This is a genomic window from Onishia taeanensis (genome assembly GCF_003268885.1).
Classification (GTDB): domain Bacteria; phylum Pseudomonadota; class Gammaproteobacteria; order Pseudomonadales; family Halomonadaceae; genus Onishia; species Onishia taeanensis_A.
Map to the genome: position 1 here is coordinate 439,466 of NZ_QLSX01000002.1, position 13,449 is coordinate 452,914.

A 13,449-nucleotide genomic window follows, 5' to 3' on the forward strand; every position below is an offset into this window, starting at 1 on the left:
CCATGCGATATCCGCATCGCCACGCAGTGTAGCTTACCGGGGACGAATGTCAGCCAGATGGCGCGAAACCGCGATCCAGGCCCCCAGCAAACCAAGTAGTGTACTCGAAATCAATAGCGTTGCCGAACCTGCACCATCCAGCCCAGGCATTGTGAAGCTTGCCCCGTAACTCTCGGCCAGCGCCGTGGCCGGGGCACTCAGCCACTGCCTGCCAAGCGCCAGCAGCGCCCAGGCCAGCAGCCCGCCCCCCAGGCCATACCAGGCGCCGCTGTAGAGGAAGGGGCGGCGCACGAAACCGTGGGTGGCGCCGATCAGGGTCACCACTTCGATTTCCTGGCGGCGGCTCTCCACGGCCAGACGAATGGTGTTGCCCACTACCAGCAGCACGCCCAGGCCAAACAGCACGCCGAGCGCCAGCGTCACCCGCCGACCAAGCTCTGCGAGGCGCTTGAGGCGCTCGAGCCAGGCCAGGTCCACGCGCACCTCGTCGACGCCGCTGACCGCCTCCAGTTGGGTCGCCAGCGCGCGCATCGCCTCGGGCGACGCATCCTTGGGCGAGACCACCACGCTTGCCGGGAGCGGGTTGGTCTCCAGTCGCTCCAGGGCATCCTCGAGCCCCAGCGCCTGCTGGAATTCGGCCATGCCTTCGGCGGCGGTGATCAGCCGTACCGCCTCGACCGCCGGGGAGGCACCCAGCGCTTCAGCCACCCGCATCGCTTCGCGCTCATCGACGTCGCTTGCCAGATAGGCCGTCAGGGTCGCGCTCTCATCGAGCTCGGCATCCAGCAGCCTGGCGCCGTCCAGGGACAGCCAAAGGGCGGTCGGCAATATCAGGGCAATGGCGATCGCCAGCATGGTCAGCAGGCTGGCGACGGGAGTGCGAATCAGCCGGCCGGCACTGTCCAGGCACATGGCCCGATGGTGGCGAGCCCAGGCGCCGAGCCGGCTGCGCATCACGGGACGCTGGCTGCGGGCGCCGCGCTGCGAGGACGAACGAGCCGCTTTACCGCTCTCGCGTTCGCTCATGTGGCCTCCTGGTCGCCGATCAGACGTCCGTCCCGCAGGCGCAGCACACGATGGCGCAGCCGGGCGATGAGCGCCAGATCGTGGCTCGCAATCAGCACCGTGGTGCCAATGCGATTGAAATCTTCGAACAGCGTCATGATATCGGCGGAGAGCTGGGGGTCGAGGTTGCCGGTTGGCTCGTCGGCCAGCAGCAGCGCCGGCTTGTTGACCACCGCCCGGGCGATACCCACCCGCTGCTGCTCGCCGCCGGAAAGCTCGATGGGCAGCGCCTTCTCCCGATGCAAAAGCCCCACCTTATCCAGCGCCGCCCGGGTGCGACGCGCTATCTCACGGGGCTCGGCGCCCTGGATCTCAAGCGGCAGCGCCACGTTGGCGAAGACATCCCGGTCGAAGAGCAGCTGATGGTCCTGAAAGACCACGCCGATCTGGCGCCGGTAGAAGGGCACCTGGCTTGCGTGCAGGCCAGCGATGTCATGGCCGGCCACCCGCACCTTGCCACGGGACGGGCGCTCCAGGCGCATGATCAGGCGCAGCAGCGAGCTCTTGCCGGCCCCGGAGTGACCGGTCAGAAAGACCATCTCGCCACGCTGGACCCGGAAGTCGATATTGGCCAGGGCTTCGAAGCGCCCACCGTAGCGCTTGCCGACATGTTCGAAGGCGATCATCGATTAGCGTCTCACTCGCTGCGCGACGCATTGAAGAGAGCATCGACGAAATCACGGCCGGCAAAGGGCCGCAGGTCGTCGACCGTCTCGCCGACGCCGATATAGCGGATCGGCGTGCCGAGCTGCTTGGCCAGGGCGAAGATGATGCCGCCCTTGGCGGTGCCGTCGAGCTTGGTCAGGGTGATACCGGTGACCGGTACCGCCTCGTTGAAGGTGGCCGCCTGGGACAGCGCGTTCTGACCGGTGCCGGCGTCGAGCACCAGCATCACCTCATGGGGTGCGGCGGCGTCGAGCTTGCCCATCACCCGCTGCACCTTCTTGAGCTCCTCCATCAGATGGCCCTTGTTGTGCAGGCGCCCGGCAGTATCGGCGATCAGCACATCGATGCCCCGGGCCTTGGCCGCAGAGAGCGCATCGTAGATCACCGAAGCACTGTCGGCGCCGGTGTGCTGGGCAATCACCGGCACGCTGTTGCGATCGCCCCACACCTTGAGCTGCTCGACGGCGGCGGCACGGAAGGTATCGCCGGCGGCCAGCATCACGCTGCGCCCCTGGCCCTGGAAGCGCTTGGCCAGCTTGCCGATGGTGGTGGTCTTGCCAACGCCGTTGACCCCGACCATCAGGATGACGAAGGGCCCCTGCCCCTTCTCGGGCAGCACCAGGTCCTTGGCCACCGGTTCGAGCAGCGCGGCCAGCTCATCCTGCAGGGCGTCATAAAGCGCCTGGGGCTCCTTGAGCTCCTTGCGCGAGACCCGAGCAGTCAGGCGATCGATGATCTCAGTGGTCGCCTCGATGCCCACATCCGCCATCAGCAGCTGGGTCTCGAGGTCCTCCATCAGCTCGTCGTCGATCTGCTTCTTGCCGAGGAACAGATCGGCGACGCCCTCGCTCAGGTTGGCGCGAGTCTTGCCCAGGCCTTCCTTGATACGGGCGAACCAGCCTTTCTTCTTGCCCTTCTCTGACGAGTCCTTCTCTGGCGAATCCTTTTCTGACGAGTCCGCCTCCGGCTGACGGCCCTCCTGCGGCAGGGCAGACTGGTCGTCGCGGCCGTCGGCGCTCGGCTCGGGCGTCAGTTCCGCCTCCGCGGCGGCGACCGGACGCTCGTCACTCTCGAGCTCTTCTTTATCAGGCACTTTTTTATCAGGGCCTACTGAATCAGACTTTTTCGTACCAGACTCGGGGCTGACGTCCGGCGCCTGCTCAGCGGCCTGCTCAGGCGCAGCGTCCTGGCGCGGCGCAGCCGGCGCGTCGTCAGCAGCCTTATCGGCGGCATCCTCAGGCTCGGCCGGTGTCTCTGGCGGCGCCTCGCCAGACTGGGCCTGGGAGGGGGCTGCATCGGCGGGCCGCTCTTCGGTATCGGCGTTCGTCGCGGAAGCGTCATCGTCGACGTCTTCCGACGCGCCGGGGGTGACCTCTTGGTCCGGCGACGGCTCTTGCTGTGCCGGGTCCTGCTTCTTCTTGCGCTTGAAAAATCCGAACATGGGCGTGATCTGGTCTCGAGTGCGGAGAATTAGCTCATCGTACCATCGCCGACCATGACTGTGGACAAGCCCCCGGGTACAATTAGCCGACCATGAAACAACGTCGATCCCCCTCATCACGCTCCCGCCGCCAGGGAAAGGCCCAGAGCAACCGCTCAAACGCCGGCCGCCGGGATGCCGGCCGCCTGAGAATCATCGGCGGCGACTATCGCCGCCGAACGCTTCCGGTGCTCGACCACCCTGGACTGCGCCCGACGCCGGGCCGGGTCCGCGAAACCCTGTTCAACTGGCTGGCCACCGCCACCGCCGGCGCACGGGTGCTAGACCTCTTCGCCGGCACCGGCGCGCTGGGCCTCGAAGCCCTCTCGCGCGGCGCGCGGGAGGCGCTGTTCATCGAGCAGAGCGCCCCGGTCGCGCGGGCGCTGGAGTCAAACATCGCCACCCTGGGAGCTAATGGCCGCGTCATCACCGCCGATGCCAAGGCCGTTCTCGGCGACGCGCTCGGCGGCGATGCCGACCCCTTCGACCTGGTATTTCTGGACCCGCCCTTCCGCCAGGACCTGGCCGAAGAGAGCTGTCGCCGACTGGTCGACGGCGGCTTGTTGGCCACTGGCGCCTGGGTCTATCTGGAAGTCGAGGCCGAGCTGACGCCCAGCGTGCCGGAGGGCTGGATACTGCATCGGGAAGTGCGTGCCGGCGACAGCAGCGGACGGCTCTACCGTCTGCCCTAGACGACGCTTGCCGCGCCGCGCCACCCGTCGTACGCTGCGCCCTGACCACCACCCGTCTGCCAGTGAAGGCAGACTGTCACCAGGAGATACAGGATGAGCATCGAACTCTTCAATCAGCTCGAGCAGCAAGTCAGCAATGCCGTCGAAGCGATCGAAATGCTGAAGATGGAAGCCGAGGAGCTGCGCGAGGAGAACACCCGGCTCAAGCAGGAACACGACGAGTGGGAGCAGCGGCTGAGCGGCCTGCTGACCAAGTTCCAGGCACTCGACACGGGCGACAGCAGCGACACCAACGCCTCCTGATCGCTTGGCGTGATGACGATGCTTGATAGCACAAGGCGCCGCCACTCAGGCGGCGCCTTGGTGTGTGGGCCGTCAGTCGCACGCCCGACCGGGCCGCACCACGACAGCTGAGGCCCAGGGCCTAGAGCCCACGCCCCATCAGCAGCGCATCCTCGCGCAGCGATGACGCCTCTGCGGCGGGATAATAACCGCGACGCCGCCCCTCCTCGATGAAGCCAAGTCCCCGATAGAGCCCCAGCGCCTGCGCATTGCTCGCCCGCACCTCAAGCAACAACCGTTCACTGCCCCAGTCTGTCGCCGTGGCGATCAGCCGTTCGAGCAGCGCTTTTGCCACGCCCTGGCGACGTGCCGCGGGTGCCACGGTGATCGCTTGAAGTTCGGCTTCAAAGGGCAAGCAGGCCAGCACGGCGAAACCCAGAAGCTCATCGCCGTTGCCCCTGCTGCCCACCACACCGACGACCTGATGATCCTTGGCAGCAAGCGCCTCGGCGAGCTGACGCGCCGACCAGGGGTGAGGCTGACCGGCCTGCTCCACGGCCACCACGGCCTCATGCCAGTCGGGGGTCAGGACCATTACCTGTGGCTCGGCACTCACGGCGCGCCTGCCTCCTCGTCACCGGACTTTTGATTTTGATCACGCATATCGCCCTGACCGACCTGATTCTGCACGGTTTCTTCTTGCTCGGATCCTTGCTGCAAGGTAGCCGTATGCCAGGCCTCCCCCCACTGGCGCAGCAACGGCCACAGGGCGCGCTTGGCCTCGGCGTCGGTGGCCAGGGCCTCAAGCGATGGCCCCTGCCAGGCGGGCAGCTCGAGCAGGGTGCAGTCACCACCCTCGAGGGCCAGCACCCGGGAAAGGGTTGCGTCTTCGCCGAACACCAGCAGCCGCTCGGGCCGCCAGCCTTGGCGACGGCGGCCATCGAGGAAGGCTCGCAGGCCGTCGCGGGCTTCCTCGAGGGGAGCCGAGACCGGCAGCTCGTCCATCATCGGCCAGCGAAAATGCTGGAAGGCCGGCATCTCGGCCGGACGAATCCCGGCGGCATGCAGAAGATTGGCCAACAGACGCCTTTGCATCTCGCCCGGCGGCGCCTCGGCGGGTAGCACCAGCAGCCAGCGCCCCTCGAGGGCGGCGATCTGCAACGAGAAACGCAGCGCCTCTGCGGGTGCCGAGGTGGACGTTTCATCCGCAGAGGCAGCCGCAGCGTCGGCCTTGGTCTGATGAGAGCGGCCCTGTTGAGAAGGGCTCTGTTGAGAAGGGCTATGCTGAGAGACGCCCTGCTGGGACGGGGCCGCTTGAGACAAGTGATCGTGAGACGAGCGCTTGTCGCCCGCGCTTTCCTGATCAGAAGGCGAGGCCTTGGCGGGAGCCGACTGCGCAGTGGGTGTCTCTCCCGTCAGCAGCGCCCTAGCCCGCCCGACGCCCTTGCTGGCGGGCGCTTCATCGCCACGCTCAGCGCCCTTGCCATCACGTTGGCCGGGATGAGGCTCGGCAGGCCGCTGATCGGCCCGCGTGCTCGCCCCGGTACCGGGTGCCGATGCAGGTCGCGCGGGAGCGGCGACATCATCGATCAGGGCCTGTAGCCGCGCGGCCGGGGCCTTGGCCGCAGGCGCCGCAGGCTCTTCCCAGGCGCAGACCTCGGTAGGGGCGGCATTGGGCAGGCGATAGCGCCCGACCCAAGCGGTCAGGCCCATTGCCTCGAGGTACTGCAGGCGCTGCGGTTCGTTCACGAGCGACCGCCACCCCGGCAGTTGGGTGAGTCGGGGCGTGCTTCGCCGCGGTTCTGCCACTCTTCGTCGGTGTAGAGATGCAGTGCCAGCGCATGCACCGGGCCTGCCAGCTCGTCGGCCAGCAGCGCATAGATCATCTGGTGACGCTTGACCGGCATCAGCCCAGCGAAGCGCTCGGACACCAGGGTGACCTTGAAGTGAGTCTCGGAGTTGGCTGGCACATTGTGCATGTGACTCTCGTTCTCGACCGTCATATGGGCCGGTTCGAGGGTCTTAAGCGTGTCTTCGATGCGCGCCTGAACGCTCATGGTATTTCCTCCCGGGTCGCAAGCCTTGCATTGTAACGTCTTCGCCGCGCGCTGAATAAGGCTCGCTCAGGCCGCGCGGCCACATCTCGCCAGCGGCATCCGCCACAGACTGAGCATCAGGGCTACCACGACGCAGGCGCAGCACACCCACAACGCCAGAGACAGCGAGCCGGCCGACAGCGCCAGCATCATACCCACCATCGCCGTGCCCAGCGCCTGGCCGAACGTGCGCACCGAGGCCAGCACGCCGGAGGCATTGGCGCTGTACTTGAGCGCCACGCTACCGATCATTTCGCGGTTGTTGGGCGCCTGGAAGATGCCATAACCGATCCCGCACAGGGCCACGCGCCAGACGATGTCCGTGGAGACCACCGCATCGCCGAGCATCGCCAGCGACAGCATGCCAAGCAGAAAGATCGCCAACCCCAGCGACGAAATCAGCGTCGGGTTGAAGCGATCCGCCAGGCGGCCAGCGAACGGGCCGGTGAGCATCAACGCCAGCGGCCAGGGCGTGAACAGTAGCGCCGCGGCGATCGGGCTCATGCCCATCCCACTCTGGAACAGGAAGGGCAGGCCGACAAATGAGGCTCCCTGGGCGATGAACGCCAACATCGAGATCATCGCCGCCACGCTGAAGCGCGGCTCGCGAAAGATCACCAGCGGCACCAGCGGGCTCACCGCCCGACGCTGTCGCCAGACGAACAACACCAGACATCCCAGGCTCACCGCGAGCGGCAAGAGCACAGCGGTACTGGCATTGCCGTGGCCGACCCGGTCGAGAGCGAACACGAAGCCGCTGACCATGACCATGGACAGCAGCGCACCGGGCCAATCGAAGCGCCCCGCTTCGCGCGCCTCGCGGGGGAGTGCGCGCTGCGCCAGCGCCAGCGCGGCGATACCGATCGGCACGTTGATGGCGAAGAGCCAAGGCCAGCTCGCCAAGTAGAGAATGCCACCGCCCAACGACGGTCCGAAGGCAATGCCGAAAGCCACCACCAGCGCCCCCAGACCGATCGCCGACCCCAGCAGGCGCGTCGGAAAGATCACCCGATACATCGACGGGCCGATACTCAGCATGGCCGCCGCGCCGAGGCCCTGCACCATCCGCGAGCCCAGCAACCATTCAAAGCTATTCGACAGCGCACAGGCCAATGACGCCAGCGTGAACACGCCTAGCCCGCCGATATATAGACGATGGCGGCCGATCAGCCGGCTCAGTGCCGCGAACGCCAGCAGCGTCGACGCACTCACCAACTGGTAGATATTAGTGATCCACACCGCGCGGGATTCGCTGACGTCGAGCTCACGCGCCAGGGTCGGCAGCGCGATGTTGACAATACCCCCGTCGAGCACCGCCATCAGGGTGCCCAGCACCAGGACCAGCATCGCCAGACGGCGCTGCGGGCCGGGCAGAGCATCGTCCTCGGGCCGAGTCTCGAACAGTCGATTCATGGGCCATCTGCCATGCAAGCGAGGTGGGTTGGCGCTCCGCCATACGGCGCCAGAACGAAAAAACCGGCCTCAGCCGGTCTTCTTCGAGACGAGGGGCGAGGCGCTAGGCCCCGCCTGACATGCCAGCTAATGCAGTCGGACCACCGCCGGCTAGTCCTGCTCGTGCTCAAGCAGCAACTCGTCATCGATTTCGGCGACTTCCAGCGGTGCCTCATCATCCAGGTCAACCGCCAGGTAGCTGTGCTCGACGCGCACGAAGCGCTGAAACAGCGCCCAGTCGAGGGTCTCGGGCCACTGACGGCGGTCTTCCTCCCAGGCCTGCAGCTCGGACTCCAGGATTTCCAGATAGCGCTCGCGTACGAAGCCCTCGAGGGCCTCCGGCGAGTCCATCTCGGGAATCAGGTAAACGGTGTTTTCGCGATCGACGTCCTCAAGGGTCAGGTCATCGTCGCCCACCGTCGGTTCCAGCGAGTTGATCCAGTCCACGAACAGCTGGGTCGGCTTGACGCTCAGAGCGGAGCGGTTGAGCAGTTTCATTGGACTCTCCTCGACTTGCATGCCACGACGGCGAAACGCAGCCCATTATGGGTGCTGTATCCGCACCTTACCAACACTTCCCCGCCAAGCGGCGGAATAATCCTGCGGTCGCCCTTCTCATAGCCATTCCTTTCAACTGCCATACCTGCTGGCTGCCGAAGAGGCTAGCGGCGAAAGATGACGAAAATTAGGGCAACGCAGGGCGAGCAAGTGGCCGGCTCGCCCCACGCACAATGCCAACGCCTCAGTCGACTTCGGGGCGCATCGCCGGGAACAGCAGCACGTCGCGAATCGAGGCGCTGTCGGTAAACAGCATCACCAGCCGGTCGATGCCGATGCCTTCGCCGGCGGTCGGCGGCAGGCCGTACTCGAGAGCGCGCACATAGTCGGCGTCATAGTACATGGCTTCCAGATCCCCGGCGTCCTTCTCGGCGACCTGGGCCTTGAAGCGCTCGGCCTGGTCCTCGGCGTCGTTGAGCTCCGAGAAACCGTTGGCGATCTCACGGCCGCCGATGAAGAACTCGAAGCGGTCGGTGACGAAGGGATCTTCGTCGTTACGACGCGCCAGCGGGCTGACCTCGGCCGGGTAAGCGGTGATAAAGGTCGGCTGCTCGAGCTTCTCCTCGGCGACTTCCTCGAAGATCTCGGTGTGCAGCTTGCCAAGCCCCCAGCCTTCATTGACCTCGATACCGAGCCGCTTGGCCAAGGCACTGGCGGCCTCGAGGCTGTCGAGGTCGGCATCCTGAATGCCCTCGCCGTGCTCGAGGATGGCCTGACGCATGGTCAGGCGCTTGAAGGGCTTGGAAAGCTCGAAGGTGGTGCCCTGGTACTCGAGCGTGGTGGTGCCAAGCACTTCATTCGCGGCGTTGCGAATCATCTCCTCGGTCAGGTCGAGCAGGTCGAGATAGTCCGCATAGGCCCAGTAGAACTCGAGCATGGTGAACTCGGGATTATGCCGGGTAGACAGCCCCTCGTTACGGAAGTTGCGGTTGATCTCGAAGACCCGCTCGAAGCCGCCGACCACCAGACGCTTCAAGTACAGCTCCGGCGCCACGCGCAGGAACATGTCGATATCCAGCGCATTGTGGTGGGTCATGAAGGGCCGCGCGGTGGCGCCACCGGGGATCGACTGCAGCATCGGCGTCTCGACTTCCATGAAGCCGCGAGTCTCGAAGAAGCGACGGATCGAGGCGATCACGCCGGCCCGCACCTCGAAGGTGCGCCGCGAGTCCTGGTTCATGATCAGGTCGACGTAGCGCTGACGGTAGCGGGCTTCCTGGTCGGTGAGGCCGTGGAACTTGTCGGGCAGCGGGCGCAGGCTCTTGGTCAGGAGCTTGGCCTCGCGCATCATCACGTACAGATCGCCCTTGCCGGACTTATGCACCGGGCCACGACCGGCAACGATGTCGCCGATATCCCAGCCCTTGATGTCCTCGAGCACCTCGGCGGGCAGGCCCTTCTTGTCGACATAGAGCTGGATCTGAGCGGAGGAATCCTGGATGACGATGAAGGGGCCGCGCTTGCGCATGATGCGCCCGGCCACGGCCGCCTGACGGTCCAGCGCCTCGAGTTCGGCCTTCTCCTTGTCGCCAAGCTCGGCATCGAGCGTGGCGGCCAGGCTGTCGCGGCGGAAGTCGTTGGGGAAGGCGCTCGCGCCGGTGCGCTGCGCATGCTCGCGGCGCTCGGCCAGCTTGGCGCGGCGCTCGGCGATCAGGTGATTCTCATCGGGCGAAGTGGGATCTTGATGGGCCATTACGCTACCTGAAATGTGATGGGCGACGGGAGTGACGCACGGGCAGCGTGGCGCTGCCCGTGTCGATCACAGCCCCTGCTTGAGACTGGCTTCGATGAACTGATCCAGATCCCCGTCGAGGACCTTCTCGCAGTTGCTGGACTGCACGCCGGTGCGCAGGTCCTTGATCCGCTGGTCGTCTAGCACGTAGGAACGGATCTGGCTGCCCCAGCCGATATCGGCCTTGGCTTCCTCGGCCTGCTGCTTGGCGGCGTTGCGCTCCTGCATCTCACGCTCGTAGAGCCGGGCCTTGAGCATTTTCATGGCCTGGTCACGGTTGGCGTGCTGGCTGCGCTGGTTCTGGCAGGCCACCACGATACCAGTCGGCTCGTGGGTGATACGCACCGCCGAGTCAGTGGTGTTGACGTGCTGACCGCCGGCGCCGCTGGAGCGATAGGTGTCGGTGCGCAGGTCCGAGGGATTGATATCGACCTCGAAGCTGTCATCGATCTCCGGGGACACGAACACCGAGGCAAAAGAGGTATGGCGACGGCCGCCGGAGTCGAACGGGCTCTTGCGCACCAGGCGATGCACGCCGGTCTCGGTGCGCAGCCAGCCGAAGGCGTGATCGCCCTGAACGTGGATCGTCGCCGACTTGATGCCCGCCACGTCCCCCGCGGAGACTTCGATGATATCGGCCTTGAAACCGTGGTGCTCGGCCCAGCGCAGATACATGCGCAGCAGGATGTTACCCCAGTCCTGGGCCTCGGTGCCGCCGGAGCCAGCCTGGATATCGAGATAGGCGTTGTTCTCGTCCATCTCGCCAGAAAACATGCGACGGAACTCGAGCTTGGCAAGGCTCTCCTGCAGTCCGGCCAGCTCACGGCTGACCTCATCGACGGTATCCTGGTCTTCTTCCATCTCGGCGAGTTCGAGCAGGTCGCCGTTATCGGCCAGGCCCTGCTCGAGCGTTTCGATGGTCTCGACGACGGCTTCCAGCGAGGCCCGCTCCTTGCCGAGCTTCTGGGCATAGTCCGGATCGCTCCAGACGTTGGGGTCCTCGAGCTCGCGGGTTACTTCTTCTAGCCGATCTTTCTTCTCGGCATAGTCAAAGATACCCCCTCAGGACGTCTGTCCGTTCGGACAGGTCCTTGATCTGAGTATGAATCGGGTTGGTCTCTAGCATGGATACGCTGCCTGAGTTCTCTAGCAAGTAAAGATCCCGGGACGTCAACGCGTGCCGGGCGAAAAAGCGCTCTATTGTAGCGAACCCCGCGGCACCCGGCCATCCCAACGACGGGTAGCCAAACGCAGCGACCCCGGCCATGGGCCGGGGTCGCTTGCGTTGCTAGTCGCGGGCCGTAAGGACGCGATCAGAAGCGGTAGTCCATCGACAGGGCGAACACGTCCGCCGACACATCATACTGGCCGGACAGGTTGCCTTTGTTCTCGTTCTCGGCCTTGCTGCCGTCCTGGTCGATGTCGCCCCCTTCCCCGAAGACACGCATATAGCCCGCGGTGACGCCGAAATTCTGGGTTGCCTGATAGGTAGCACCCAGCGCTGCCCAGGTGCGATCGGCATCCGGCACTCGCGGCGTGCGGTATTCGGCGCTCGGCACCGGCGTCTCGTCGTAGCCGACACCGGTACGCAGCAGCCACTTGTCGGTCAGCGCATAGTTGGCGCCCACCGAGTAGGCCCAGGCATCTTCCCAGTTCTCAGTGGTGGAGCTCGGATCGCCACCGCCGTCAAACTTCACGGTCAGCTCCTTGAAGGAGCTCCAGTCGGTCCAGCTGGCGTTGGCCATCAGGGCAAGCCTGGGCGTCAGTTGGTGGAAGATACCGATATTGGCGTTGGCCGGCGTCGAGATGTCGGCGGTGCCGCCGCCGTCCTGAAGTTGCCCCTTATCATTGGCGCCGGCCAGTATCTGCTGGCCAATAGCACTGTCGCTGCTGTAATCGACATTTCCATCGAGGGTCAGGTCGATCTGGGAGCGGTAGCTGAGGCCCAGCCGGGTCTTGTCGGTGACCTGGAAAAGCGTGCCCAGGGTGAAGCCATAGCCCCAGTCATCCCCGGTGACCTCCGCCTTGCCATCATTGGCACCAGCGCTTGCTCCGGGCACATTATTAAGCTGCCCTTGCCCACCCAAATCGATGGCATTGGAGATGGTGGCATCGCCATATTCGGCGATCAGGCCCGCCGCCACCGACCAGCGATCGGTGACGCGGAAGTTGACGGTGGGCTGGATATCGATGGTGGCGAGTTCGGTCTCGATGGCGTGATAGCGGCCGATCCAGTCCTCATCGTACTTGGTGGCAAGCCCGTAGGGCGAGAAGATCGCCAGGCCCAGGTCGATGCGCTCGCTGGCCCGGGTCTTGATGGCGAAGCTTGGCACCACGGCGTTCTCGCCGCCCTGGCGGGAGCCGCCCTGGTCATAACTGACGGATGGCGCACTGGCAGGGCTGGCCTCGGCATCCTGCAGTTCGAAGTCCGCATTGATGGCGGCAACCCCAATGGATACCTCGTTGCCGTCGATATTGCCAAGGGCGGCCGGGTTGTAGGCCATGAAGCTGACATCTTCGGCACCGGCGGCGGCGTTAGAGAGGGCGTTGCCCAGGGTCTTGGCACTCTGTTCGCGCACCTGGAAACCGGCGGCGAAGGCCTGGCTGGCGACCAGGCTGGCAGAGGCAATGGTAACGGCGATGGCGAGCTTGTTGGTCTTGTAATGCATCGTGTGACGTCCTTTTCAGGAAAGGCTGGCGTGGCTGGTGTTCCTCACCCGCATTAGGCGAGTGGATGCCTTACTTGTGGCGTAAAGTGTCGCCGGGATCAAGGACAAACGATCGTTTTAATACCATATTTACTAATACTTTAGCATCAATAAACGCATTCTCTTTGAACTTTCATAGGCTTATGTAATTTGCCCCATCGCCCTGGCGAGGGTCCCGCGCTTCGCTTGACCTTTGTGTAACCCAAAGGTTTTACACTGATGACATTAACCGCTCGTCAGTGCCAGGAGAGGTACATGAAAGTCAGCGATCTGGCCAAGGCCGCCGGCGTGACCGCCGAAACGGTACGGCACTACACCCGTGAGAGCCTGCTGGCCCCGACCCGGGACCCCAGCAACGGCTACCACTGCTTCGATGCACAGGATCTTGAGCGGCTGGCCTTTATCCAGCGCGCCCGCACTCTCGGGTTCAGCATCAAGGAAGTCCGCGACATCCTGGCCCATGCCGACCACGGCGACTCGCCCTGCCCGCTGGTGCGCGACCTGCTGGCCCACCGCTTGCCGGAAATTCGCGGGCGCATCCGTGAACTCGAGGCCCTGGCCACGCGCATGGAGCAGGCACTGGATGCCTGGGCCGACATGCCCGATGGCACCCCCGACGGCCATAGCCTGTGCCGGCTGATCGAAAGCCTGCCCGCCCCATCCACCGACAAGGCGGGCTCCGCCACCGCCAAGGAGGAGGCATGACCCAGCACAACGA

The 13,449-nt window shown here is 65.1% G+C and carries 14 protein-coding genes; 3 read left to right on the top strand and 11 right to left on the bottom strand.

Annotated features, from left to right (window positions below):
• Positions 1–33: 33 nt before the first annotated feature.
• The 3 genes from ftsX to ftsY are packed head-to-tail and all read right to left on the bottom strand — an operon-like array spanning position 34 to position 3,172.
• Positions 34–1,026, bottom strand: a complete 993-nt coding sequence (ftsX, locus tag BCL93_RS04690; RefSeq protein WP_112053940.1) for a permease-like cell division protein FtsX — start codon at positions 1,024–1,026, stop codon at positions 34–36.
• Positions 1,023–1,691, bottom strand: coding sequence for a cell division ATP-binding protein FtsE (gene ftsE / locus BCL93_RS04695; protein ID WP_112053941.1), 669 nt, complete (start codon positions 1,689–1,691; stop codon positions 1,023–1,025). The genes ftsX and ftsE overlap by 4 nt, the downstream gene beginning before the upstream one ends.
• Positions 1,692–1,702: 11 nt before the next feature.
• Positions 1,703–3,172, bottom strand: a complete 1,470-nt coding sequence (gene ftsY, locus BCL93_RS04700; protein WP_112053942.1) for a signal recognition particle-docking protein FtsY — start codon at positions 3,170–3,172, stop codon at positions 1,703–1,705.
• 92 nt (positions 3,173–3,264) lie between these two features.
• Here ftsY and rsmD point away from each other — a divergent pair, with 92 nt between their 5' ends.
• Together rsmD and BCL93_RS04710 are read left to right on the top strand one after the other, a co-directional pair.
• On the top strand, positions 3,265–3,903 hold the full coding sequence (gene rsmD, locus BCL93_RS04705) for a 16S rRNA (guanine(966)-N(2))-methyltransferase RsmD (protein WP_112053943.1): 639 nt from the start codon (positions 3,265–3,267) through the stop codon (positions 3,901–3,903).
• 93 nt (positions 3,904–3,996) lie between these two features.
• Entirely contained in the window at positions 3,997–4,206 is a 210-nt protein-coding gene (locus tag BCL93_RS04710; protein WP_112053944.1) for a cell division protein ZapB, read from the top strand.
• A 121-nt stretch (positions 4,207–4,327) separates the two neighbouring features.
• Here BCL93_RS04710 and rimI read toward each other — a convergent pair whose 3' ends face one another.
• The 8 genes from rimI to BCL93_RS04750 form a co-directional block, all read right to left on the bottom strand.
• Positions 4,328–4,801: a ribosomal protein S18-alanine N-acetyltransferase gene (gene rimI, locus BCL93_RS04715; protein ID WP_258395972.1), complete on the bottom strand. Its 474-nt coding sequence runs from the start codon at positions 4,799–4,801 to the stop codon at positions 4,328–4,330.
• Complete coding sequence (locus BCL93_RS04720) at positions 4,798–5,934, bottom strand: hypothetical protein (protein WP_112053946.1); 1,137 nt, start codon at positions 5,932–5,934, stop codon at positions 4,798–4,800. The genes rimI and BCL93_RS04720 overlap by 4 nt, the downstream gene beginning before the upstream one ends.
• Entirely contained in the window at positions 5,931–6,242 is a 312-nt protein-coding gene (locus BCL93_RS04725; RefSeq protein ID WP_112053947.1) for a BolA family protein, read from the bottom strand. The genes BCL93_RS04720 and BCL93_RS04725 overlap by 4 nt, the downstream gene beginning before the upstream one ends.
• Positions 6,243–6,308: 66 nt before the next feature.
• Entirely contained in the window at positions 6,309–7,694 is a 1,386-nt protein-coding gene (locus BCL93_RS04730) for an MFS transporter (RefSeq protein WP_112053948.1), read from the bottom strand.
• A 150-nt stretch (positions 7,695–7,844) separates the two neighbouring features.
• On the bottom strand, positions 7,845–8,231 hold the full coding sequence (locus tag BCL93_RS04735) for a hypothetical protein (RefSeq protein ID WP_112053949.1): 387 nt from the start codon (positions 8,229–8,231) through the stop codon (positions 7,845–7,847).
• Between the two features lie 244 nt (positions 8,232–8,475).
• The gene (gene lysS, locus BCL93_RS04740; protein ID WP_112053950.1) at positions 8,476–9,984 is read right to left on the bottom strand and encodes a lysine--tRNA ligase; all 1,509 of its coding nucleotides are present in this window, start codon (positions 9,982–9,984) and stop codon (positions 8,476–8,478) included.
• Positions 9,985–10,050: 66 nt separating this feature from the next.
• Positions 10,051–11,149, bottom strand: a protein-coding gene (prfB, locus tag BCL93_RS04745; protein ID WP_112053951.1) for a peptide chain release factor 2 whose coding sequence is annotated in 2 segments (ribosomal slippage) — positions 10,051–11,073 and positions 11,075–11,149 — 1,098 coding nt in all. Because the reading frame shifts where the segments join, the coding sequence is not laid out codon by codon here.
• A gap of 187 nt (positions 11,150–11,336) precedes the next feature.
• Positions 11,337–12,692: an OmpP1/FadL family transporter gene (locus BCL93_RS04750; protein ID WP_112053952.1), complete on the bottom strand. Its 1,356-nt coding sequence runs from the start codon at positions 12,690–12,692 to the stop codon at positions 11,337–11,339.
• Between the two features lie 294 nt (positions 12,693–12,986).
• Between BCL93_RS04750 and BCL93_RS04755 the strand changes: the two genes are divergently transcribed.
• Positions 12,987–13,436 carry a MerR family transcriptional regulator gene (locus BCL93_RS04755; protein ID WP_112053953.1) on the top strand — a complete coding sequence of 150 codons (450 nt, stop codon included), beginning with the start codon at positions 12,987–12,989 and terminating at the stop codon, positions 13,434–13,436.
• The last annotated feature ends 13 nt before the right edge of the window (positions 13,437–13,449 follow it).